The sequence below is a fragment of the Hymenobacter negativus genome (genome assembly GCF_016056375.1).
Classification (GTDB): domain Bacteria; phylum Bacteroidota; class Bacteroidia; order Cytophagales; family Hymenobacteraceae; genus Hymenobacter; species Hymenobacter negativus_A.
Genome location: NZ_JAEDAE010000006.1, coordinates 198,590 through 220,348, shown reverse-complemented (window position 1 = coordinate 220,348; position 21,759 = coordinate 198,590). Strand labels below are relative to the sequence as shown.

20 protein-coding genes and 2 tRNA genes are annotated in these 21,759 nt (G+C 59.7%); 11 read left to right on the top strand and 11 right to left on the bottom strand.

Translation table 11 applies throughout. From position 1 onward, the window contains the following. Nucleotides 1-51: 51 nt before the first annotated feature. Entirely contained in the window at nt 52-504 is a 453-nt protein-coding gene (locus tag I7X13_RS14500; protein ID WP_198076038.1) for an META domain-containing protein, read from the bottom strand. 197 nt (nt 505-701) lie between these two features. Between I7X13_RS14500 and I7X13_RS14495 the strand changes: the two genes are divergently transcribed. Further along, a complete protein-coding gene (locus tag I7X13_RS14495; RefSeq protein ID WP_198069185.1) occupies nt 702-1,148 on the top strand; it encodes a DUF2141 domain-containing protein in 447 nt (148 codons plus the stop codon). 209 nt (nt 1,149-1,357) lie between these two features. Continuing rightward, nucleotides 1,358-3,031 (top strand): T9SS type A sorting domain-containing protein, encoded by a 1,674-nt coding sequence (locus I7X13_RS14490; RefSeq protein ID WP_198076037.1) that lies wholly within the window; start codon nt 1,358-1,360, stop codon nt 3,029-3,031. Between the two features lie 9 nt (nt 3,032-3,040). Here the strand turns inward: I7X13_RS14490 and I7X13_RS14485 are convergent, their stop codons facing one another. Both I7X13_RS14485 and I7X13_RS14480 read right to left on the bottom strand, forming a co-directional pair. Continuing rightward, nucleotides 3,041-3,526 (bottom strand): YdeI/OmpD-associated family protein, encoded by a 486-nt coding sequence (locus I7X13_RS14485; protein ID WP_198076036.1) that lies wholly within the window; start codon nt 3,524-3,526, stop codon nt 3,041-3,043. Nucleotides 3,527-3,620: 94 nt separating this feature from the next. After that, nucleotides 3,621-4,619 carry an aldo/keto reductase gene (locus tag I7X13_RS14480; RefSeq protein WP_198069182.1) on the bottom strand — a complete coding sequence of 333 codons (999 nt, stop codon included), beginning with the start codon at nt 4,617-4,619 and terminating at the stop codon, nt 3,621-3,623. 294 nt (nt 4,620-4,913) lie between these two features. Here I7X13_RS14480 and I7X13_RS14475 point away from each other — a divergent pair, with 294 nt between their 5' ends. After that, nucleotides 4,914-5,618: a DsbA family oxidoreductase gene (locus I7X13_RS14475; RefSeq protein WP_198069181.1), complete on the top strand. Its 705-nt coding sequence runs from the start codon at nt 4,914-4,916 to the stop codon at nt 5,616-5,618. A gap of 65 nt (nt 5,619-5,683) precedes the next feature. Here I7X13_RS14475 and I7X13_RS14470 read toward each other — a convergent pair whose 3' ends face one another. From I7X13_RS14470 to mfd, 4 genes are all read right to left on the bottom strand, one after another. Next, on the bottom strand, nt 5,684-7,162 hold the full coding sequence (locus I7X13_RS14470; RefSeq protein WP_198076035.1) for a PAS domain-containing protein: 1,479 nt from the start codon (nt 7,160-7,162) through the stop codon (nt 5,684-5,686). A 70-nt stretch (nt 7,163-7,232) separates the two neighbouring features. Beyond that, entirely contained in the window at nt 7,233-7,685 is a 453-nt protein-coding gene (locus I7X13_RS14465; protein ID WP_198069179.1) for a GNAT family N-acetyltransferase, read from the bottom strand. Between the two features lie 9 nt (nt 7,686-7,694). Further along, nucleotides 7,695-8,384 (bottom strand): DUF6624 domain-containing protein, encoded by a 690-nt coding sequence (locus I7X13_RS14460; RefSeq protein ID WP_198076034.1) that lies wholly within the window; start codon nt 8,382-8,384, stop codon nt 7,695-7,697. Nucleotides 8,385-8,393: 9 nt separating this feature from the next. After that, nucleotides 8,394-11,813, bottom strand: coding sequence for a transcription-repair coupling factor (gene mfd, locus I7X13_RS14455; RefSeq protein WP_198076033.1), 3,420 nt, complete (start codon nt 11,811-11,813; stop codon nt 8,394-8,396). A gap of 282 nt (nt 11,814-12,095) precedes the next feature. On the opposite strand from mfd, the gene I7X13_RS14450 reads away from it, so the two are divergent. Next, on the top strand, nt 12,096-12,836 hold the full coding sequence (locus tag I7X13_RS14450) for a metal-dependent hydrolase (protein WP_198069176.1): 741 nt from the start codon (nt 12,096-12,098) through the stop codon (nt 12,834-12,836). A 387-nt stretch (nt 12,837-13,223) separates the two neighbouring features. After that, nucleotides 13,224-14,231, top strand: a complete 1,008-nt coding sequence (locus tag I7X13_RS14445) for an NYN domain-containing protein (RefSeq protein WP_198069175.1) — start codon at nt 13,224-13,226, stop codon at nt 14,229-14,231. A 75-nt stretch (nt 14,232-14,306) separates the two neighbouring features. Here the strand turns inward: I7X13_RS14445 and I7X13_RS14440 are convergent, their stop codons facing one another. Beyond that, the gene (locus I7X13_RS14440; RefSeq protein WP_198076032.1) at nt 14,307-14,786 is read right to left on the bottom strand and encodes a PaaI family thioesterase; all 480 of its coding nucleotides are present in this window, start codon (nt 14,784-14,786) and stop codon (nt 14,307-14,309) included. Between the two features lie 111 nt (nt 14,787-14,897). Here I7X13_RS14440 and I7X13_RS14435 point away from each other — a divergent pair, with 111 nt between their 5' ends. Beyond that, complete coding sequence (locus tag I7X13_RS14435; protein ID WP_198069173.1) at nt 14,898-15,203, top strand: DUF962 domain-containing protein; 306 nt, start codon at nt 14,898-14,900, stop codon at nt 15,201-15,203. Here the strand turns inward: I7X13_RS14435 and I7X13_RS14430 are convergent. Then, a complete protein-coding gene (locus I7X13_RS14430; RefSeq protein WP_198069172.1) occupies nt 15,200-15,658 on the bottom strand; it encodes a GNAT family N-acetyltransferase in 459 nt (152 codons plus the stop codon). The two genes, I7X13_RS14435 and I7X13_RS14430, sit on opposite strands and share 4 nt — an antisense overlap. Before the next feature lie 104 nt (nt 15,659-15,762). On the opposite strand from I7X13_RS14430, the gene I7X13_RS14425 reads away from it, so the two are divergent. Both I7X13_RS14425 and I7X13_RS14420 read left to right on the top strand, forming a co-directional pair. Beyond that, nucleotides 15,763-16,254: a YajQ family cyclic di-GMP-binding protein gene (locus I7X13_RS14425; RefSeq protein ID WP_198069171.1), complete on the top strand. Its 492-nt coding sequence runs from the start codon at nt 15,763-15,765 to the stop codon at nt 16,252-16,254. 108 nt (nt 16,255-16,362) lie between these two features. After that, on the top strand, nt 16,363-17,133 hold the full coding sequence (locus tag I7X13_RS14420) for a TerC family protein (protein ID WP_198069170.1): 771 nt from the start codon (nt 16,363-16,365) through the stop codon (nt 17,131-17,133). 95 nt (nt 17,134-17,228) lie between these two features. Here the strand turns inward: I7X13_RS14420 and I7X13_RS14415 are convergent, their stop codons facing one another. After that, entirely contained in the window at nt 17,229-17,639 is a 411-nt protein-coding gene (locus tag I7X13_RS14415) for a hypothetical protein (RefSeq protein ID WP_198076031.1), read from the bottom strand. 41 nt (nt 17,640-17,680) lie between these two features. Next, nucleotides 17,681-18,214 (bottom strand): RNA methyltransferase, encoded by a 534-nt coding sequence (locus I7X13_RS14410; protein ID WP_198076030.1) that lies wholly within the window; start codon nt 18,212-18,214, stop codon nt 17,681-17,683. Nucleotides 18,215-18,464: 250 nt separating this feature from the next. Here I7X13_RS14410 and mutS point away from each other — a divergent pair, with 250 nt between their 5' ends. The 3 genes from mutS to I7X13_RS14395 all read left to right on the top strand — a co-directional run bounded on the left by mutS (nt 18,465) and on the right by I7X13_RS14395 (nt 21,531). Then, a complete protein-coding gene (mutS, locus tag I7X13_RS14405; protein WP_198076074.1) occupies nt 18,465-21,152 on the top strand; it encodes a DNA mismatch repair protein MutS in 2,688 nt (895 codons plus the stop codon). A 131-nt stretch (nt 21,153-21,283) separates the two neighbouring features. Continuing rightward, nucleotides 21,284-21,359, top strand: a tRNA-Gly gene (locus I7X13_RS14400). An 89-nt stretch (nt 21,360-21,448) separates the two neighbouring features. Beyond that, a tRNA-Leu gene (locus tag I7X13_RS14395) sits at nt 21,449-21,531 on the top strand. The last annotated feature ends 228 nt before the right edge of the window (nt 21,532-21,759 follow it).

Here is a 21,759-nt window from a genome sequence, read left to right as displayed (position 1 = left end):
GCCCACCTATTCGGGCTGCTTACCTACTTTACCGGTCCGGGGTTGCCCGCCTCACGGCGCCGTGCGCCGAAACAGCAGGCGCGGCGCGGGCGCGGTGGCATCGTACAGCCGCAGCTCGTCGCCGCTGATTTCGTAGCGGCTGGTCAGGGCCAGGTTATCGAGGTAGCGCGTTTCCAGGTCCTGCACGGGGCAGGCGGCGCGGGTCGCAATCTGGGGCGTGATGCGCAGCTCCTGCCCGCCACCCGCCAGGCTGTAGCGCCCGCTGAAATTATTGCACGGCCCCAGGCCCACGGTGCAGGTGCCCAGCTCCACAAATTCGAGGTAGGATTTGCCGGTTTCAGAGTAGCTGGACGCCGTTACCGGAAAATTGTCAATCTGCGTCAGCTGCCAGCGGCTTTGTAGCAGCGCGGCGGGCTGAGCGGGCAGGGCAGTCTCTTCTTTTTCGCAGCTGGCCAGCGCGAAGGTCATCAGCAAAGCCAGGGGGAAAAGGCGGCGGACAGTCATTGGGATGGTAAGCAAGCGTGGGAACACAATAGTAACCGGAAAACGAACGAGGTGACTGGTATTGCTGCACAAGGCCGCATAATCTCGGTGAATAGACGATTTAACTGGGCGAAATCGGTTGTTATCGAACCCTTTGCGTAAGCAGGGGCGTTGGGTTCGCATCGTCCTCCATTCGTCACCAGTCAATTCATTCGCTTATGAACGTGTTATCGCTTTGCTCGTTGTTGATTGGCAGCCGCCTGTTGGGAGCCGCAGTGCCCGCCCCGCCGCCCGCCGAGACCTCCTCCGTCACGGTGGTCGTTTCGTCGCTGGTATCCACCACAGCCGCTGTCCGGCTGTATTTCTACAATACCCGCGAAGGCTTTCTGAAAAGCGGCAAATGGGCTTTCTTCAAATCGGTAAAGCCTATGGGCAAGAGTGAGTTCACGCTGCCCGTCGACTTGCCAAAGGGCGAGTGGGCCGTGGCCATCACCCAGGACCTGAACAACAACGACAAAATCGATAAAAACTTCCTCGGCATTCCCACCGAGCCTTATGCTTTCTCCAACAACGTGCGCCCCACCGTGGCCGCGCCCGGTTTCGACGAATGCAAGTTCACCGTGAGCGAGCCCGGCAAGGTGGTTAGCATCGTGCTCAAGGACTAAACGCAAAGGGAATCATAACCTTACTCTAAAAGCTCCTGCATTCGCAGGGGCTTTTTTTTATGATTTTTTCGAGCACTATCGAGGTATATAGAATAGTTGGCATGATTGAATTGTATTTAATATTTCAAACAAATTCTTGATGCAATTATAAATAATACTTGTGCCTAATTTTGGACTGAATAGGGTTTTTCAATCTTTCTTTTGGCTTTATGATGCAGACTTTACTTGGTTTCCGCTTAGGCTCTTTTATGACGGGCGCCCGTCGTTGCGGGCACATCGGGGTAGTGCTACTGGCAATGGCCGGTGCAGCTCAGGCTCAGACGTATGACGTGGGCAACTCGGCTAAAAAAACTGACTTCAGCCTGAAAGCCGGCGAATCCCTTTCCATTCGATTCAACGTGAAGTATGAAGGCACGATAACCGTTGATGGCAACAACACGACTATCACTAACAACGGGGGCGACATAACCGGGGCGTTGATAGTGAAAAGTGGCGTGCTCGGCACAGTGATAACCAACCTGGGCGATGTCTCGTCTCAAAATATTACGCTTAACGCCCCAACTACTATCAACAACGGCAGCACCACGGTGAGCAATGCCACCTGGACCGGATACGTGGGCAACCGCTTTGCAGCCAGCGGCATCGTTATCAATAACTATGCTAACTGGAGCAGTCAGATTAACGACCTTTCCAGTGGCACCATCAACAACGACGGCAACTGGACGGCTTATTTCACGCCCACCGGCACCACTATCATCAACAATCGAGGCAACTGGACGGCTTCTGACCTGAACTATACCGGTAGCCTGACCATCAACCACTTCAGCGGCAGCTGGACAGCGAATCTCAACCCCGGCACGGCCCTGGCCATCAATAACAACGCGACCTGGACGCGGGGCTTCAACTTCCCCGGCACCGGTCCCAATAGCTTCGTTAACAACGCGGGCGCTACCGCTACGCTCGACCGCGCCCTGGGCATGGGCAATAACACCACCATCACCAACAGCGGCGATATGACCCTGACGCAGGGCATGGGCGACATCAGCGCCAACTCGCTGCTGACCAACAGCCGCGGGGCCACGTTCCGGGTGACGGGCCAGCTCGTGAACTACGGCACCGTGAGCAATGCCGGCGTGGTTTCGACCACTGCCAACTTCTCAAATATGGGCAGTGGAAAAATGACGGGCCCGGCCGCGCCGTATCGGGGCAGCTTCACAACTTCCGGCTATTCGTCCAATGCAGGCGCTTTCGGCGTGGTGGGCCGGCTCGATTTCTGCGATTCCGGCAATGCCATCGGGTTCGACGCGCAAACGGGGAGCGTGGGGGGCAGCACTACTTTCTGTTCGCTGCGGCCACTGCCCGTCGAGCTCACTTCGTTCACGGCTGAAGCGGAGAATGGCAAGGTGCAACTGCGCTGGAATACGGCCTCGGAGCGCAACAGCGCCAAGTTTGTGGTAGAGCGCAGCGCCACCGGCGAGGGGTTCAGCGCCGTGCGCGATGTGGCGGCCCAGGGCAATTCGACCACCGCCACTGCCTACGCCACCACCGACGCCACGCCCCTGGCCGGCCTGAGCTATTACCGCCTGCGGCAGGTTGATTTGGATGGCAGCGCCGAATACTCGCCGGTCATAACCGTGAGCCGGAAGGCCAGCTACGAGTCCATCAGCCTCTACCCGAACCCCGCCACCGACCGCCTCACCCTCGACCTGACCGCCGTGGCGGCCGCGCCCTGCGAGGTGCGCCTGCTGAGCCTGACGGGCCAGCTGCTGCGCCACGAAACCCTGACGGGCGGACAGCTGCAGGAGGTTTCGCTGGCCGGCATTCCCGCCGGGCTATACGTGCTGAAGGTGGGCAGCGCAGTGCAGCGCATCGAGAAGCGCTAGGCGCCCCACTCAGTCGCCCCGAAATGGATGCAGCCCGCGACCCAGTCGCTCGACCAGCGTTACGGCGCGGCGGGCCCGGGTGGCGGGCTGCTTGGCTTCAGCCACCACCCGGGCCATGGCGCGGCGGTGCGCCCCGCTGTAGTTGTTGAAGGCCGTTTCGGCTTCGGGCCAGGCGGCAAGGGCTTCGGCCAGTTCGTCGGGCAGGTCCACGTGGTCGGGGTTCGGGTCCGGTCCGATGCTGATTTCCAGTTCCTGGCCCAGCTCAATTCCCACGGCTTTGCACACGTCCTTGTTCAGCATGAGGTAGCGCCCGCCGCCTTCCAGCGGCAGCAGTCCCAGCCGCAGCGCTTGCCCGCGAATGCCGACGATGACGCGCTTGGCCGCCTTGCCGCCGAGGGCTTCGAGCACTTCGGCCGGCACCACAATGGTTTGAGTGGGCATGAAGCTGGGGCCGCCCGGCTCCAGCACGGCCCGGAAAGAAATAGAATTAGCCATAATGATGGAAAGGAGGAATCAATGACCACAAAAAAAGTGAAAAGGCGCTGCCCGTAAGAGCAGCGCCTTTCAAGATGGGCAAGGATAGCATCGGTTAAGCCGCGGGCTCCTTCAATTCACGCAACTGCTTATTGATGAAGTCCACTTCTTCAAATGTGAGCTGGAAGTCCATGGCGCGGGCATTCTGCACGGCCTGTTCGGGGTTGCGGGCGCCCACCAGCGCCACCGAGATGCCGGGCTGCGCCAGCGTCCAGCGCAGCACGAGCTGGCCGAGGGTGGCATTTTTGGTTTCGGCCAGCGGGCGGATTTTGTTCAGTATGCTGTTCACCCGTTTCACGTTTTCGGGGGTGAAGAGACGATGGCCCCGGCGCAGGTCGCCTTCGCCGAACTCCTGACCGGGCTTCATCTTGCCGGTCAGCAGGCCCAGCTGCAAAGGGCTGTAGACCAGAACAGCCTTGTTGTTTTCGAGGCAGTATGGCACCACGTCGGCCTCGATGTCGCGCCGCACCATGCTGTACGGCACCTGATTAGAGGCAATGCTAAGTGTCTTTTCGGCTTCCTGCATCTGAGCCACCGAGTAGTTGCTCACGCCGGCGGCGCGCACTTTGCCCTGCTCGATGAGCCGGCTCACGGCCTCCATCGTCTCATCAATCGGAGTGGTCACGTCGGGCCAGTGTTGCTGGTAAAGGTCGATGTAATCGGTGCCGAGGCGGCGCAGGCTGTCCTCGCATTCCTTGATGATGCTGTCGCGGCCGGCGTATTTGTACACGTCGAGGTCGTGGCCGTTGTTGTCCTTGGTTTTCATGGCGAAATCACCTTTCGCCAGGTCCCAGCGCATGCCGAATTTGGTCAGAATCTGCACCTTGTCGCGGGGCAGGCTCTTAATGGCCTCGCCCACAATCTGCTCGCTGAAGCCCATGCCGTAGATGGGCGCGGTGTCGATGCTGGTCACGCCCAGCTCGTAGCTGGCGCGGATGGCGCCCACGGCGTCGTTTTGCTCGGTGCCGCCCCACATCCAGCCGCCGGCGGCCCAGCTGCCAAAGGTGATGCGCGAAACAGAAACGTCGGAGGAGCCTAATTTTTGATATTCCATGAGTAGTGGTGGTCGGGTTGAATGGAAATTGACCGCGTTGGGGCCGGGGTCGTTAACCGGGCTTTGGGGGCGAAGGTTGTGACTATAAATACTGCTGGGTGAAAAGAACGGTCATGCTGAGCGAAGTCGAAGCCTCTCTACTGCACAAGTAATCAGGTTTACTACTGCGGTAGAGATGCTTCTACTTCGCTCAGCATGACGGGCTAATCCAACTGTTCTTCTCCCTCGAAACTTTTCGTCCCGTCAGCTTCTTCTAATTCCTTACGTATCTCCTTGCAAAAAATCCCCAACGATATGAAGGTTGAAATCTGGTCCGATGTGGTGTGCCCGTTCTGCTACATCGGCAAGCGCAAGTTTGAAAACGCCCTGAAGGGCTTTCCGCACCGCGACGAAGTAGAAGTTGTGTGGCACAGCTTCCAGCTCACCCCCGACTTCGAGCCCATTCCCGGCGAAAGCATCCACGAGTCCTTGGCCAAGAAAAAGGGCGTTTCGGTGGAGGAAGGCCGCCGCATGAACGACTACATGACCAACGCCGCCAAAGAAGTAGGTCTGAATTACCAGTTCGACAAAGCCATTCCGGCCAATACCTTTCTGGCGCACCAGCTCATTCACCTCGGTGCCCACCACGGCCGGCAAGACGCTACCAAAGAGCGCCTGATGGCCGCTTACTACCTCGAGGGCCAGAACATCGGCGACCTCGATACGTTGGTGAAACTTGGCACCGAAGTGGGCCTCGACGCTACCGAGAGCCGCGAAGCCCTCACTGCTGGTACCTACGCCAATGCGGTGCGCCTCGATGAATATCAGGCCCAGCAAATCGGGGTGCGCGGCGTGCCCTTTTTCGTATTTGAGGATAAATACGCGGTATCTGGCGCGCAGCCCAGCGAGCTATTTGCTGAGGTGCTAGAAAAAGTTTATGAGGAGTTTAAGCCCGCCAAGCCAGCCCTTACCGTGGTGGCCGATGGCGATGCCTGCGGCCCCGAAGGGTGCGCGGTGTAGCAGAAAGAGCCTGTAACACATCTGACAAAAAAGCCTCAGCAACTGTTGCTGAGGCTTTTTCATGGTTAATGAATTGGCTGGGTCCCGCCACGTAGCTGCGCTTGCAAAGCTTCGGCCTGTTGCTGAGCCAGGGCTTTATCCGTCACATCGACGATAAAAGCCAGAATGCCCAAAGTCTGGCCCTGGTCGCTGAGCAGGGGTTGGTAGCTGAAATCGAGGTGACGGTTTATCTGCTGGCCGGTGGCGGGGTCGGTAAGAACGATGGGCATGTCGCGCCCCTGGAAGGGTTGGCCCGTGGTGTATACCTGGTCGAGCAGGCCAATGAAGCCTTGTTCCACAGCTTCGGGAAAGACTTCGGCCGCCGTCAGCCCCAGTTGTGCCCGGCTGCCCGACAGCGCCTGGTAGTGCTCATTGACGAACGAAAACCGGTGTTCTGGCCCGATAAGGGTGGCAATGCCGGCCGGCACCTGGCCCAGAATCTGGCTCAGCAGGCCTTGCTGCTGGGTCAGGGCCGTGCGGTGCTGCTCGGCCTCGGTCAGGGCGCTTTCGAGCTGGCGGGTGCGCTCGGCCACGTTGCCTTCGAGCAGCTGCTGCACTTTCAGCACTTCTTCCTGGTTGGCCAGCAGCTCGGCGTTGCTTTCGTGCAGGGCGCGGTTCACGGCCGCCAGCTGGTCGTTAAGGTCCTGGATTTGCTGGCGCGCCTGCACCTGCGCGCTCACTTCGGTGGCCACCACCATAGCCCCCGTGATGGTGCCGTCGTCTTCGCGCAGGGGCAGGTACACGAAATCCCAGTATACGGATTCGGGCTGGCCGTTGCGCACGATGGTGGAAAGCATTTCCTTGGCCACGTGGTTTTCGCCGGTGGCCATCACGTGGTTCAGCAGGTCGTCGAAGCCCTGGCCGGTGATTTCGGGCAGCAGCTCAAACAGCGGCGTGCCAATGGCCTGCGCCGGCGTGCGGTCCCAGAGCTCCAGCACCAGCGGGTTGGCCAGCTCAATCACAAAATTGGGGCCGCGGTAGGTAGCAATGGCCACCGGGGCCTGCTCGAAAATGCGGGCCAGCTCGCCGCGCTGCCAGTCGGCGGCGTCGCGGGCGGCCTTCTCACGCACCTGGGCATCGTGCAGCTGTGCGGCAGCCTGGGTTTCGGCCGTGATGTTGACCACGGTTTGGATGAGGTGCGTCACGCGGCCCTGCTCGTCGAGCACCGGCGTGTGGCGGGCCTGCCAGTAGTGCTCGATGAACTGGCCGGGGTGTTCAGGGTCGGCCAGGGCGTAGAGTTGCGCGGGCAACTCGTTGGGCTGGCCGCTCGCCACCACCTGCTGCAGCGCGGCCCGCACATCGGCCACGGAATGGGCCACCGGGTCGTTGGGATTGTCGGGAAAAACATCGGCCAGCGCCCGCCCCACAATGTCGGCGCGCGACTGGTTGGATATGGCGACGAAGCTGTCGCTGGCGGCCTCAATTATGAGTTCGGGGGATAGCAGTACGCAGGCGCTGGGCAGGGCACTAAAGACGGATATCAGGTCCGGAGCGAGGGCGGGCATAGCTCAGAATGGAAGGCAGCAGGAAATAAAAAACGACGGAGTGCGAAATACGCAGATTCGGATGATTTGGCTATGCAGGCCGCAACATTGGGATGTGCGGAATGCCGTCCTCCACGTACATCGGTCCACACTGCTCATAGCCAAAGCTATTGTAGAAATTCTCCAGGTGCTGCTGAGCCCCGATTTTGTTAGCCTGCGGGCCAAACAATGCATCGGAGAAAGCCAGCGCCTGGCGCATCAGCTCGCGGCCCAGGCCGTACTGCCGGAAGGGCTGCGCCACAATCACGCGGCCGATGCTGGCCAGCTCGCCGCTCTTGCCCGCGTCGAACAGCCGGGCGTAGGCGGCCAGTTCGCCGGCCTCGTTGTAGCCCAGCAGGTGGTGGGCGTCCATGTCTAGCCGGTCAATGTCTTGAAAAGCGCAGTTTTGCTCCACCACAAACACCTCGGAGCGCAGGCGCAACAGGTCGTAGAGAATCAGGCTTGGAAGGGCTTCGAAGGGCAGGCAGTGCCAGCGAATGGTCATAAGCGGGTTCTATTTGGGCATTTTCTCGACGTCCTTCAACGTCAACACACGGTACTGAATACCCAAATTAGCGGCATTCTGCTCCACGGTGGTCGGGAAGCCGGCCTTTTTCCGCCGCTCGTTCACCCCGGCCGCGTCCCGAATGGGCCACACGAAGGGCGGCTGGGCCTCACGCCGGCCGGTTTGGGGGTTCAGCACGCTGTAGCCGAACGCCTGCGTGCCGTATAGCTGCGCCTTGCCGGTGCGCATGAGCTGGCGGTCCAGCATCTGGGCGTAGAGGTAAAACGGTAATTCGCCCTTGCCAGCCGCCTTTTTGACGAGCGGCAGGTACTGGTCAATGGCATCGGAATGCTGAATAACGTACCACGCGGCCTCGTTCGTGGGCTCGCCCACCAGCGTCTTGCCGGGGTAGCCGTATTGTTTCAGAATCTGCTTCACGCGCACCTGGTTGGCCGAATCCGTCCGCATCATCTGGCGCGGGAGGTAGGTGGGCAGGCTCTCGCGCGTCACGCCCAAAGCGCGGGCCAGCGAGTCGGGCCGGGGCCGCCGGTGCGGGTCAAACAACAGGCTGCGCCACTTCTGGTCCACGGCGTAAATACTGTCCAGCTCGTGCTTCAGGCGCAGGTTCTGTGGCGTGGTCTGGGCGGCGGCCAGGTACGGCAATAACCCGAGCAGCAGTCCGAAAAACAGAGATTTCATGCCGTCAAATTAAGCCGTCACCGCCTCCTCGCTGCCCAGCTCGCTCAGCACGCGCTTGGCCTGCTGAATGGACCGCACTTCCTCAAACGTCACAATCAGCTGTTCCTTGTGTTCCTTCAGCTTGGCGGTGCGCGGGTGCGTCTGCACGTAGTTGAGGATGGTGCCGAACTGCTCGCCCTGGAAGTAAGCCTTGTGGTCGTCGTCGGCCGCAAGGTAGCCTTTCAGCGTGTCGCGCTTGAGCGTGATTTTGTGGAATCCCACCTTGCAGGCCTGCCAGCGCAGCCGCACGATATCGGCCAACTGCTCCACTTCGGGCGGCATCGGCCCGAAACGGTCCACCATGCTGGCCAGCAGCTTGCGTAGCTCCTCCGGCTTCTGGGCGCGGTCGAGCTTGGCGTAAAGCTGCAGGCGCTCCGATACGTTGCTCACGTACTTCTCCGGGATGAGCACCTGCTGGTCCGTTTCCACGTTGCATTCCTGCACGCGGCCCGCGCCAGCCGCCGCCTGCAACCGCTGCTGCGAATTCGCATCGCCCAAAAACAAATCACGGAATTCCGTTTCCTTGAGCTCCGTCACCGCCTCGTCCAGAATCTGGTGGTAGGTTTCGTAGCCCAGGTCGTTGATGAAGCCCGACTGCTCGCCGCCCAGCAGGTTGCCCGCGCCGCGAATATCCAGGTCGCGCATGGCCACGTTGAAGCCCGCGCCGAGGTCCGAAAACTCCTCCAGTGTGCTCAGGCGCTTGCGGGCATCGGCCGGCAGCTGCGCCACTGGCGGCGTCAGCAAGTAGCAGTAAGCTTTGCGGTTGGAACGACCCACGCGGCCGCGCATCTGGTGCAAATCTGAAAGGCCGGCCAGGTGGGCGCGGTTGATAATAATGGTGTTGGCGTTGGGAATGTCGAGGCCCGATTCGATGATGTTGGTGCTCACCAGCACGTCGTACTCGCCTTCCACGAATTTCATCATGCGCTTTTCCAGCATCTCGCCGTCCATCTGCCCGTGGGCGAAGGTGATTTTGGCATCCGGTACCAGCCGCAGAATCGTGCCGGCCATTTCCTCAATGTCCTTCACGCGGTTGTGCACGAAAAATACCTGCCCGCCGCGCTTCAGCTCCCGCGAAACCGCGTCCCGAATCAAAAGCTCGTCATACACGTGCAGCTCCGTATTCACCGGCTGGCGGTTGGGCGGCGGCGTGGCAATCACGCTCAAGTCGCGCGCGCCCATCAGCGAGAAGTGCAGCGTGCGCGGAATGGGCGTGGCCGAGAGCGTGAGCGTGTCCACGTTCACCTTCAATTCCTTGAGCTTGTCCTTGGTCTTAACGCCGAATTTCTGCTCTTCGTCGATAATGAGAATGCCGAGGTCCTTGAACTTAATGTCCTTATTGGTAAGCCGGTGCGTGCCAATGAGAATATCGGTTTTGCCCTCCGCCACGCGCTGCAGCGTCTCCTTAATCTGCTTGGTTGATTTGAAGCGGTTGATGTATTCCACCGTTACCGGCAGCGTGGCCAGCCGGTCGCGGAAGGTTTTGTAGTGCTGCATGGCCAGAATGGTAGTAGGCACCAGCACAGCTGCCTGCTTGCCATCGGCCACCGCCTTGAAGGCGGCCCGAATGGCCACTTCGGTCTTGCCAAAGCCCACGTCGCCGCACACCAACCGGTCCATGGGGTGGGGCTGTTGCATGTCGTTTTTCACGTCCTCCGTAGCCTTGGCCTGGTCGGGCGTATCCTCGTACAGGAAGCTCGATTCCAGCTCAGCCTGCAAGAAACCATCCACCGAAAACGCAAAGCCAGGCGCCGTCTTGCGCTTGGCGTACAGGCGAATCAGGTCGGCCGCAATGTCCTTCACCTTCTTCTTCACCGACTTCTTCTTGTTCTCCCACTCCGGCGAGCCCAGCTTGCTCATCGTGGGCGGCGCGCCTTCCGCGCCGCTATACTTGGCAATCTTGTGCAGCGAGTGAATGCTGACCGTCAGCAAGTCATCGTCGCGGTAAACCAGCCGAATTGCTTCCTGAATCTGCCCGTTTATCTCCACCTGCGTCAGCCCCGCAAAACGCGCAATTCCATAATCCTGGTGCGTCACGTAATCACCGGGTTGCAGCGTTTTTAATTCGCGCAACGTCAGCGCTTTTTTCTTCGAGAATTTCCGCGCTTCCTGCGCCCGGTAGTATCGCTCAAATAGCTGGTGGTCGGTGTAAACTGCCAACTCAAGCTGCTCATCCACATAGCCTTCGCGCAGCGCCAATAGCAAATGCTGAAATTGCACGTTGTTGTCTAATTCATCGAATATCGTGCGCAGCCGGTCGGCTTGTCGCACAGTATCGGCGGTAATTATCGTGACAAAATTCCGCAGCTGGTTTTCCTTGATATTTTTCACCATGCGCTCGAATTCCTTGTTGAAACTCGGCTGCGGCTTGGCGGTGAATTGGAACGTCTCGGCGTTTTTGAAGTGAAAGCGCTTGCCAAATTCAACTACCGCAAATTCATCCAGCACCTTCTTAAAGTTCTTGCCCGATTCAAATAAATCGCCGGGCTTGCTCACGATTTGCATGCCGCCGCTTTCGCTCAGCATCTGCTGAAAATTGGCTTCGGCTTTTTCGAATAATTCCGTCACCACATCCAGGGTCTGGCGTACGTCTTTCACCCAGATACAGGCCGTGCGGGGCAGAAATTCGAAGAATGCCTCCCGGGTTTCGGTCAGCATTTTGGTTTGCACGTTCGGGATAATGCTGATGCTCGGCCGCGGGTCCACCGACAATTGCGTCTCCGGATTAAACGTCCGAATGCTCTCAATTTCATCGCCGAATAATTCGAGGCGAAACGGCAATTCATTGGCGTAGCTGAATACGTCCACAATGCCACCGCGCACCGCATATTGCCCGGCCTCGTACACAAAATCCGTCTTCTCAAAATCGTATTCGCCCAGCAATTCGCCTAGGAAATTCACGTCCAGCTTGTCGCCCACTTTGGCATTGAACGTGTTTTTAACCAAGCTTTGTCGGTTAATTACCTTCTCCGTCAGCGCTTCCGGATACGTCACGATAAACACGCTGTTGCTCGTGCTGGCCGCCCGCGTGGTGTTGATGCGGTTCAGCGCCTCGGCACGCATCAGCACATTTGCATTCTCCGTCTCATCAAACTGATAGGGACGCTTATACGAGCTGGGAAATAGCAGCACCTCCGGTCCTTCGGGCAGCAAGTGCTGCAAATCGGACAGGAAATACGCCGCTTCGTCCTTGTCGTGCATAATGAACACGTGCGGGTGCTGGGCGTGCGCCACGGCTGCCGCCACCACGGCATCCTGGCTGCCCACCAGGCCGCGCAGGTGCAGGCGCAGGCTGCCAGGGTCGGGCTTGGCTACGCCGCGCAGGCGGGAGGCCAGCACCTGCAGTTCGGGGGAAAGGCGATAGAGGCGAAGAAAATCAGCTACTTGCACAAGAAATCGGGCTAAGACAGGGCAAATGAAGTAGCCCGGCCAGATAAAAATCCGGTCGGGCAGCGGGGTAAATACACGGCAAAGGTGGCGAAGGTTTCCGGGCCTGCCCGTAGGAACGCGCCACGGCGCGTTCAATCGTTGAAATGCGCATGGCCTGCGTCAGATATGGCCCGCATCATGGCTGTATTACGCCAGCACGGCGCCAAATTGCAGCCAGTTTCCTTATCGCGCCCTGGCGCCGAACGCGCCAGGGCGCGTTCCTACCTATCTTTTTGCACTTCTATGCGCGGCTCTTCCCACCTGGCCATCGGCCTCATCACTGGCGTGGCCGTGGCCGGGCTGGCCCCGGGCATTCCGTTTTCATTGGCCGGCATTGCGCTGGCTGGCTTTTCCAGCCTCGCCCCCGACCTCGACCACCCCGAAAGCCGCCTCAGCAAGCGCCTCGGCTTCACCCAGAAGTTCGTGCGCTGGGCCTTCGTCGGGGCCGGCGTGCTTATTGGGGCATTTGCCTACCTGCAGCTGTCGGCCAGTGCCCAGCAGCGTCTCTACTACACGGTGGCGCTGGCCTTTGGGCTGATTGGGGTGGGCATGCAGGGCGGCTCGGCGCGGCGGCTGGCGCTGCTGTTCACGGGCCTTGGCACGGTGGTGGCTGGCCTCTACACCGAGCAGCTCTGGCTGAGCCTGCTGGGCACTTTCGTGGCACTGGCCCCCTTCACCGCGCACCGCTCCTGGACGCACACCATCTGGGCCACCGCGCTCTGGACCTATATCGGCCACCTCGCCGACCAGCACCTCGGCTGGCGCGGCGTGGCCCTGTACGCGGGCACCGGCTACGCTTCGCATCTGGTGGCCGATACCCTCACCAAATCGGGCGTGCGGTGGTTTTTACCCGTCTCCGAATACTCCTTTAAGGTTCCGCTTATCAGCACTGGCTCAGCCAGCGGCAACGTGCTGGAAGTAGGCATTTGCGTAGGGTATGCGCTGCTGGTGCTGGGGCTGGTAGTGGGGCACATGGGCTTTTAGCCCGGCACAGCTCTGCTGGCTGGCGCTATGGCGCCAGAAACGCCATCCGCCTGATTGCAGGCACTGTTGCATAAGTCAGCTTATACCGTTAGCTTCGCAGCAGATATGCTGGTAAATTAGGGTCGATTTAGTATTGAACCGTGTTATTATTCTGCGTTTTCAATCGTTTTCGCCAGCCGGCATCTTTAAAAATCAATTACGCTAAATTTTTATCCCAATAAGCTGCTGCCTTTGCGCGGCCGGCCTTCCCGGGGTTTCTCTGCTGAACTATACTGAAAGCTGGAGCGGACGACGAATGATTCGTCGCGTGTTGCTTCGGCGTTTCTACTTTGATTCACACCCTTAGTCCCACTCAAAACACTTCTCTAACTTTACTTAACGCATCCCATGAACCAGATGAACAGCCCTTTGATTCGGGTTGGTGTCTTTTATGACGGCAACTATTTCTTAAAAATTAGCGACTATTATTATTTCCAGCACGAGCGCAAGGCCCGCATTAGCCTCGAAGGCCTGCACGAGTACATTCGCCACCAAGTAGCTGAAGAAGAAGACGTAGATGTGCGCCTGGCGCAAATCACCGATGCCCACTTTTTCCGCGGCCGCCTCTCGGCCACCGAAGCCCGCGACAAGGACCGCCTGTTCCACGACCGCCTGCTCGACGACATTCTGATGAACCTGGGCGTGCAGACGCACTACATGGCCCTCAAAACCCGCGACGGCCGCCTCCAGGAAAAAGGCATCGATGTGTGGCTGAGCCTCGAAGCCCTCGAACTGGCCCTGCACAAAACCCTCGATGTGGTCGTGCTCATCGCCGGCGATTCCGACTACGTGCCCCTCATCCGCAAGCTCAACACCGTGGGTACCCGCGTGATGCTGCTGAACTGGGACTTCAAATACGAAGACTTCAAGGGCGAAACCCGCGTGACGCGCGCCTCGCAGCAGCTGCTGGAGCAGGTGACTTACCCCGTGGCCATGCACGACGTGATTGACCGCGGCCTGCAGCAGCAAGACGAGGTGGTGGAAGCCATGTTCGTGAACCAGGCCGAGCCGGCTGCTTTTGCGCCTAGCACGGCTGCCGCGCCCAAGCTGGCCCGCCCCACCGGCCCCACCGCCGCCGGCCCCGTGGGCACGCTCGGCATGAGCACCATCAAGAACCTGAAAAACGGCTTTGGCTTCGTGGTAATGCCCCCGAACAACCTGTTCTTCAGCTACGCCGACCTGACCGAGGGTGATTTCAACGACCTGCGCGAAGGCGACTGGGTGGAATTCACCGTGGGCCGCAACCACCGCGACGAGGACTGCGCCCGCAACGTGCGCAAAGTGCCCGCTCCGCAAATGACCGACGGCGACGACGAGTACGAGCCCGTAGGTGTACACGCCACGGCCGAGCTGTAATTCAGCTACCTACTTAAGACAAAAGAAGCCCGCCAGATGATTCTGGCGGGCTTCTTTTGTCTTAACTGATAATTCCTACCCCATCAGCAGCTGCGCGAAGTCGCGCTTGGAGGCCGGGTAGCGGTTGAAAGTGCCCAGGCCGCGCGCCACGGCCACGTCGTCGTGGCCCACTTTCACGCGGTAGACCACGCAGCTGCTCACCACCAGCGAGTTGCCACTGTGGTCGACGGTGCCGCACGCCACCAGCTCATCATTTAGGTGCACGGCGTGCAGGTAATTCATCTTGAACTCGACGGTGGACACCAGCTCCATTTTGGTGAAGGCCAGCGAGAGGGCGGCCGCACCCAGGGCGGCGTCCATGAGGCCGGCCAGCACGCCGCCGTGGCAGGTGTTGGGGGAGGAGAGGTGTTCGTCGCGGATGCGCATGCGGTATTCTGCCTGGCCAGGCGTGTTCACCGTCAGTGCCATGCCGTTGGCGCGGCCGTAGTGGTTCATCTGGTTGTAGGCGGCCACCATGGTGGCGAGGTCGGTGATGAGTGGAGCTTTGTCAGACATAGCGGTGGGGGAATTGCCCTGGCAAGTTTGCCGAAAAAATTGCTTCATTTGCTGAAGGCGGCATTTTCAACGTTGAGAAGCCGTGGTTTCACTTCTTGCTTGATTTCCACCATGTCCTTGCAGCCGCTCACGTTTGCCGAGTTTTACCCCCGCTACCTGCGCGAGCACAGCCGGCGGGGCACGCGGGTGCTGCATTTTGTGGGCACCACGCTGTTCATCATCTGCCTGGCGCTGCTGCTGCGCACCGGCAACTGGAACTGGCTGGCGGCCGGCGTGGTGGCGGCCTACGGCTTTGCCTGGGTGGGTCACTTCTTCGTTGAGCACAACCGGCCGGCCACGTTTCAGCACCCGTGGTATTCGCTGCTGGGCGATTTTCGGATGTACTTCGACTTGTGGCGCGGCCGCGAGAAGTTCTAAAGCTGCTTCCGCATCAGGAAGTGCTGGATTTCACCAAACAGCAGGTGCGAAGGCTCCACTACCGTATAGCCCAGCTTTTCATAGAACCCGACGGCCTTATCGCGGGAGTGTAGCACGATTTCGCGCAGGCCTGCCGCCCGCGCCTGCGCTTCCAGATACGCTACCACACGCTGGCCCAGGCCCTGGCCTGCTGCCGCCGGTGCCACGGCCATGAAGCGGATTTGGCCCTGCCCGTTGCCGGTGGGCTGAAGCATGCCCACGGCCAGCGCGGCCGGCGGGCCGGCGGTTTCGGCCAGCAGCAGGGCGTGGATGGTGCCGGGCTCGTCGTCGGCCGGCACGCGCTCGGAGCCGGGGGGCTGCTGCCAGGGCTGGCGCAGCACGGCGTAGCGCAGCTGGTAGTAGGCGGCCCACTCGGCGGGCGTGCGGGGCGCGTGAACGGCGGCAGTTGGGTTCATGAGGGAAACGTGAAGTGCGGGCGCAAGCAGGGCCGATGCGGCTTGTTACCTTTACGGCCCGGCCAGCCCCGGTTTATCTTCTCAAAACTACATCCCATCCCGCCATGGCATCTTTCGACATCGTGAGCAAAGTTGACCCGCAAACCCTCGAAAACGCGGTAAACACGGCCATTAAAGAACTCGCAACCCGCTACGACCTGCGCGACACCAAGGGCGGCATCGAGCTCAACAAAAAGGAAAACACCATTCTGCTGTCGTCGGAAAACTCCATGCGCATCAAGGCCCTGGAAGACATTCTGCTCGGCCGCGTGGTGAAGCAGGGCATTGACGGCACCAGCCTCGACTTCACGGCCGATGAGCAGCCCAGCGGCCAGCTCATCAAGAAAACCATCAAGGTGCGCGCTGGGGTGGACAAAGAATTCGGCCGCAAAATCATCAAGGCCATCAAAGACGCCAAGGTGAAGGTGGAAGCCCAGATGCAGGACGACCAAGTGCGCGTGACGTCCAAGAAAATCGACGACTTGCAGGCGGCCATTGCCGTGCTCCGCAAGGCCGACATCGGCCTGCCGCTGCAATTCGTGAACATGAAATCCTAGAAAAAAGGGAATAAGAAAAATGGGCAAGGGAATAGGGGACAGTGGCGTCCGTTCTCACTCCAGCCCATTTGCCTTATACCGTATACCCTGCCCCTTCTTCCCACCATAATGTACGATTTTTCGGCTTTTGCCCACCCTGCTACCTGGGTTAGCTTGCTCACCCTCACGTTTATGGAAATCGTGCTGGGGATTGACAACATCATCTTCATTTCCATCGTCGTCAACCGCCTGCCGAAAGAACAACAGGCGCGCGGCCGCACCATTGGCCTGCTGCTGGCGCTGCTGTTTCGCATAGGCCTGCTGCTGAGTATTTCCTGGATTGTGAGCCTGCGCAACCCGCTGTTCAACCTACCCGATTTCCCGTGGCTTGACCAGCCGTTTGGCGTGACCGGGCGCGACCTGATTCTGCTGGCCGGTGGCCTGTTCCTGATGTACAAGAGCACCACCGAGATTCACACCAAGCTGCAGGGCGAGGAAGAGGAAGAAACCATGGGCGGCAAGGGCGCATCGATGATGAGCATCATCCTGCAAATCGTGGTGATTGACATCGTGTTCAGCTTCGACTCCATTCTCACGGCCGTGGGTTTGGTCGACAACGTGCTGGTGATGATTGCGGCCGTAATTTGCGCCATGGGCATCATGCTAAGCTTCAGCGGGGTGGTGGCCAACTTTGTGAACAACAACCCCACCATCAAGATGCTGGCCCTGTCCTTCCTCATCATGATTGGTTTCATGCTGGTGATGGAAGCCGCCCACAAGGAAATCGAAAAAGGCTACCTCTACTTCGCCATGGCCTTCTCGCTGACGGTGGAAATGCTGAACCTGCGCCTGCGCAAGAAAACCAAGCCCGTGCACCTGCGCGATTCGCAGTACGACTAGAATTTCGCCGCAGAAGGCGCAAAAAGGGAGCGGAGGAATTGCAGAACGTTTTGCGATTCCTCCGCTCCCTTTTTGCGCCTTCTGCGGCGAAGTCGCTAACCGACCAAAGCCACCACCGAGTCTGCCTGGTCGAGCACACGGCGCAGGGCCATTTCCAGCAGTCGGCGGTTCAGTTCGGCGCGGTGCTGGCGGTAGAAGGCATACTCGTCAGCAGTGAACTGGCCGCTGACCAGACCCACCACGGTGTAGCGCAGCTTGGTGTTGCGGGTTAATAGTTCGCTGAGCTGGTGATGCTGGTCGGTGGGCCGCAGGCTGATGTGGTGGTCGCGCACAAAATCGGCCACTACGGCAAGTAGCAGGTCGTTTTGCAGCTTGAGCACCGGGCGCAGCGTGGCGTGAAGGAAGGCGCCCACGGTGCCTTCGGCGTCGGTGGTTTCGGCAGGTACTTGGGGGCGCAGAGCCCGCAGGGCGTCGTCGGGGCGGACGGATGGGGTGGGAGAGGGCATGGCCCGAAAACGAGCCAGCACGCCAATGGTTTTGGCAGCACTTACACCACGCCCAGTTTCACCAGCGCATCCCAGAGTACCACGCCGGCCGCTACGCCCACATTCAGCGAGTGCTTGGTGCCGAACTGCGGAATCTCCACAGCCATGTCGCACAGAGCGAGCACGGCATCTTCTACGCCGAACACCTCGTTGCCCAGCACCAGCGCCAGCGGCCGGCCAGCTTCGGGCCGAAACTGCGGCAGGAGTACGCTGCCGGTGGTTTGCTCCACGGCAGCTATTTGGTAACCGGCAGCTTTGAGGGAGGCCACGGCGGTCGTGGTTTCGGCGGCATATTCCCAAGCCATGGATTCTTCGCTGCCCAGCGCCGTTTTAGTGATTTCGCGGTGGGGCGGGCGCGGCGTGTAGCCGCAGAGGTATATTTTTTCAAGCGCAAAGGCGTCGGCCGTGCGAAAAATGGCGCCCACGTTGTGCATGCTGCGCACGTTGTCGAGCACCAAAACCACGGGGCTTTTGGGCGTACTTTTGAAATCGTCCACCGAGGCCCGATTCAGCTCGGCCATTGTGAGTTTTCGCATCGAAATAGCGCGAACTTTGCGGTTCGCTTTGTCGGTTTAAAATAGCGTGGCCCGCTGGTTTGATGTGTTTCGTCAGGCCGCGTCCGCAGCTGCGGAAGCCATTGCCTTTTCCTTGTTCACTTCAAAATGCTGCGGCCTGCAAAGGTCGCGCGCCGTTGCCTTGCCTGCACCCAAAAAAGAATTCGTCATCAAGTCCGTCGGCCCCGACCACTTCACCGTGCCCATTCCGGCCGTGAGTGAAACGCCGCTGATGAAGCAGTACTACCAGCTCAAGCAGCAGCACCCGGGCGCGGTGCTCCTGTTCCGGGTGGGCGATTTTTACGAAACCTTCGGGGAGGATGCCGTCACGGCCGCCCGCATTCTCGACATCACGCTCACCAAGCGCGGCGCGGGCAGCAGCAGCGAAGTAGCTCTGGCCGGTTTCCCGCACCACTCGCTCGACAACTACCTGCCCAAGCTGGTGCGCGCCGGCCAGCGCGTGGCCATCTGCGACCAGCTCGAAAACCCCAAGGAAGCCAAGGGCCTCGTCAAGCGCGGCATCACCGAGCTGGTGACGCCCGGCGTGAGCATGCACGACAACGTGCTCGAACGCCGCTCGAATAACTACCTCGCCGCCATTCATTTCGGCAAGCAGGAAGCTGGTATTTCTTTCCTCGACATCAGCACCGGCGAGTTTCTGGCCGCCCAGGGCACGCTCGATTACTTGGGCAAGCTGATGCAGAATTTCAGCCCCGCTGAGGTGCTGTTCTGCAAGAAAAGCCGCTCGGATTTCGAACTGCATTTCGGCCCCGACTACTGCACGTATGCGCTCGATGACTGGGTTTTCGGGGCCGACTACGCCCACGACACCCTCACGCGCCACTTCCGCACCACCTCACTCAAGGGCTTCGGCGTCGATAACCTGAAGGAAGGCGTCATCGCGGCTGGCTGCATTCTGCACTACTTGGCCGAAACCAAGCACACCGACATCCAGCACATCGCCAGCCTGGGCCGGCTGGAGGAGGACAAGTACGTGTGGCTCGACCGCTTCACGGTGCGCAACCTAGAGCTGGTGCAGGCCCAGCACCCCGGCGGCGTTCCCCTCATCGATGTGCTCGACCAGACATTGACGCCGATGGGCGCCCGCCTGCTGCGCAAGTGGATAGTGCTGCCCCTCAAGGAAGTAAGCCAGATTCAGCGCCGCCTCGATACCGTGGCCGCCCTAGTAGACGATGAGGAATTGCTGGGCGACCTCACCCAGCACTTGCGCCAGATAAACGACCTGGAGCGCCTGATTTCCAAAGTAGCCGTGCGCCGTGTGAACCCGCGCGAGCTGCTGCAGCTAGCCCGCGCCCTCGAAGCCGTGGCGCCCATGCGCGAGCGGCTGGTCGCCTCTGGCGTGAAGGCGCTGGTAAAGCTGGCCGACCAGCTCAATCCCTGCGCCACCCTGCGCCAGGAAATCCTCACCAAAATCAAGCCCGACGCGCCCATCCTCACCAACCAGGGCGGTGTGCTGAACAGCGGCGTCGATGCCGAGTTGGATGAGTTGCGGGCGCTGGCTTTTTCGGGCAAGGATTTCCTGCTACAACTGCAGCAGCGGGAGCAGCGCAACACGGGTATTTCGTCGCTGAAAGTGGCTTACAACAAGGTGTTTGGTTACTACCTTGAAGTCACCAACGCGCACAAAGACAAGGTGCCGGCCGAGTGGATTCGCAAGCAGACGCTGGTGAACGCCGAGCGCTACGTGACCGAGGAGCTGAAAACCTACGAGGAGAAAATTCTCAACGCCGAGGAAAAGCTGTTCGTCATCGAGCAGAAAATCTACAACGACCTCGTGCTGGCGGCGCTCGATTTCGTGCCCCAGATTCAGCAGAACGCCCGTGCCATTGGCGTCACGGACTGTCTGGCCAGCTTCGCCCTCACGGCGCGGCAGCAGCGCTACGTACAGCCCGTGGTGAACGACGGTACTCTGCTCGATATTAAAGCCGGCCGCCACCCCGTCATCGAGCGCCAACTGCCGCCCGGTGAAAGCTACATCCCCAACGACATCTGCCTCGACCAGGACGAGCAGCAGATTGTGGTGATAACCGGGCCCAACATGGCTGGCAAGTCCGCGTTATTGCGCCAGACGGCCCTCATCGTGCTGCTGGCCCAAATCGGCTCCTTCGTGCCCGCCGACGCGGCCACCGTGGGCATCATCGACAAGATTTTTACCCGCGTAGGCGCCTCCGATAACCTGAGCAAGGGCGAAAGTACCTTCATGGTGGAGATGACCGAAACCGCTTCCATCCTGAACAACCTCTCCGACCGCAGCCTCGTGCTGATGGACGAAATCGGGCGCGGTACCAGTACCTACGACGGCATCAGCATTGCCTGGGCCATTGTGGAGCACCTGCACAACTACCCCAAAGCCAAGGCCAAAACCCTCTTCGCCACCCACTACCATGAGCTTAACCAGTTGGCCGACGACTGCGCCCGCGTGCGCAACTACAACGTGGCCGTGAAGGAGGCCGACGGCCGCGTGCTGTTCCTGCGCAAGCTGCAGCCCGGCGGCTCCGAGCACAGCTTCGGCATCCATGTGGCCCGGCTGGCCGGCATGCCCACCTCGGTGGTGCTGCGGGCCAACGAAATCATGCACCACCTCGAGGTGGAGCGCACCAGCGCGGGGGCTGACAACAATGCAGCCACCGAGTTTGATGACGTGCTGGCCGGCATCGAATCCGGCAACGGGCGAACCGGCCTTGCCGTGCCGCCGCCCCGGCAGCCCGCCACGCCGCAGCCCCGCACCACGGCGGCCGTGGCCACCGCGCCGCGCGCTCAGCTCAGCATCTTTGAGCCGAGCGACCCGGCGCTGGAGCGCATCCGCGAGTTGCTGCAGCACCTTGATGTGAACACGCTCACGCCCATCGAGGCACTGATGAAGCTGAACGAGCTGAAGCTGACGTTAGGAAAAGGTTAAATTTTTCGGCCTGAAAATGAAGTAGAAAGAACCTTGGCGTGAATATTTCTACACTTGGTACTTGCTTCTCCAAAAAATGCCCCTACCTTTGTCGCACCATTCAGCACAAGGCCACTTGTTCTGAACCTCAAGCGAGAGTAGCTCAGTTGGTAGAGCGCGACCTTGCCAAGGTCGAGGTCGCGAGTTCGAACCTCGTCTCCCGCTCCAAAAGTTCGAAAAAACGCTGTCCTCGGGCAGCGTTTTTTGTTTAAACAGAGTCCAGATTTTTTAAAGTAGTTTTGGCATTCGCCAAGCCCGCCGGAGTGGTGGAATGGTATACACGAGGGACTTAAAATCCCTTGCCTTCACGGGCTTACGGGTTCGAGTCCCGTCTCCGGTACGCAAAACCCCCTTTATTATAGCATAGAGGGGGTTTTTTATGTATTAGGGGACAGCATAGGGGGCAAAGTAGTTAAATGCGTTTATTCCTCAATCCGCCATTGGATTCAACCCAACTGCTTCCCAGGCTAAGAGTCGCGAGTTTGAATCTTGCCGCTAACTCATTGATTAACAGTAATTTATTCTTGATGCCAGATGGCTGTTTTGTTTTTCAATTACACGTTTAATT

Bases quoted from the DNA above. Each gene is read 5' to 3' on its own strand.
- I7X13_RS14500 (WP_198076038.1), bottom strand. From the start codon at position 504: ATGACTGTCCGCCGCCTTTTCCCCCTGGCTTTGCTGATGACCTTCGCG.
- I7X13_RS14495 (WP_198069185.1), top strand. From the start codon at position 702: ATGAACGTGTTATCGCTTTGCTCGTTGTTGATTGGCAGCCGCCTGTTG.
- I7X13_RS14490 (WP_198076037.1), top strand. From the start codon at position 1,358: ATGATGCAGACTTTACTTGGTTTCCGCTTAGGCTCTTTTATGACGGGC.
- I7X13_RS14485 (WP_198076036.1), bottom strand. From the start codon at position 3,526: ATGGCTAATTCTATTTCTTTCCGGGCCGTGCTGGAGCCGGGCGGCCCC.
- I7X13_RS14480 (WP_198069182.1), bottom strand. From the start codon at position 4,619: ATGGAATATCAAAAATTAGGCTCCTCCGACGTTTCTGTTTCGCGCATC.
- I7X13_RS14475 (WP_198069181.1), top strand. From the start codon at position 4,914: ATGAAGGTTGAAATCTGGTCCGATGTGGTGTGCCCGTTCTGCTACATC.
- I7X13_RS14470 (WP_198076035.1), bottom strand. From the start codon at position 7,162: ATGCCCGCCCTCGCTCCGGACCTGATATCCGTCTTTAGTGCCCTGCCC.
- I7X13_RS14465 (WP_198069179.1), bottom strand. From the start codon at position 7,685: ATGACCATTCGCTGGCACTGCCTGCCCTTCGAAGCCCTTCCAAGCCTG.
- I7X13_RS14460 (WP_198076034.1), bottom strand. From the start codon at position 8,384: ATGAAATCTCTGTTTTTCGGACTGCTGCTCGGGTTATTGCCGTACCTG.
- I7X13_RS14450 (WP_198069176.1), top strand. From the start codon at position 12,096: ATGCGCGGCTCTTCCCACCTGGCCATCGGCCTCATCACTGGCGTGGCC.
- I7X13_RS14445 (WP_198069175.1), top strand. From the start codon at position 13,224: ATGAACCAGATGAACAGCCCTTTGATTCGGGTTGGTGTCTTTTATGAC.
- I7X13_RS14440 (WP_198076032.1), bottom strand. From the start codon at position 14,786: ATGTCTGACAAAGCTCCACTCATCACCGACCTCGCCACCATGGTGGCC.
- I7X13_RS14435 (WP_198069173.1), top strand. From the start codon at position 14,898: ATGTCCTTGCAGCCGCTCACGTTTGCCGAGTTTTACCCCCGCTACCTG.
- I7X13_RS14430 (WP_198069172.1), bottom strand. From the start codon at position 15,658: ATGAACCCAACTGCCGCCGTTCACGCGCCCCGCACGCCCGCCGAGTGG.
- I7X13_RS14425 (WP_198069171.1), top strand. From the start codon at position 15,763: ATGGCATCTTTCGACATCGTGAGCAAAGTTGACCCGCAAACCCTCGAA.
- I7X13_RS14420 (WP_198069170.1), top strand. From the start codon at position 16,363: ATGTACGATTTTTCGGCTTTTGCCCACCCTGCTACCTGGGTTAGCTTG.
- I7X13_RS14415 (WP_198076031.1), bottom strand. From the start codon at position 17,639: ATGCCCTCTCCCACCCCATCCGTCCGCCCCGACGACGCCCTGCGGGCT.
- I7X13_RS14410 (WP_198076030.1), bottom strand. From the start codon at position 18,214: ATGCGAAAACTCACAATGGCCGAGCTGAATCGGGCCTCGGTGGACGAT.
- mutS (WP_198076074.1), top strand. From the start codon at position 18,465: ATGAAGCAGTACTACCAGCTCAAGCAGCAGCACCCGGGCGCGGTGCTC.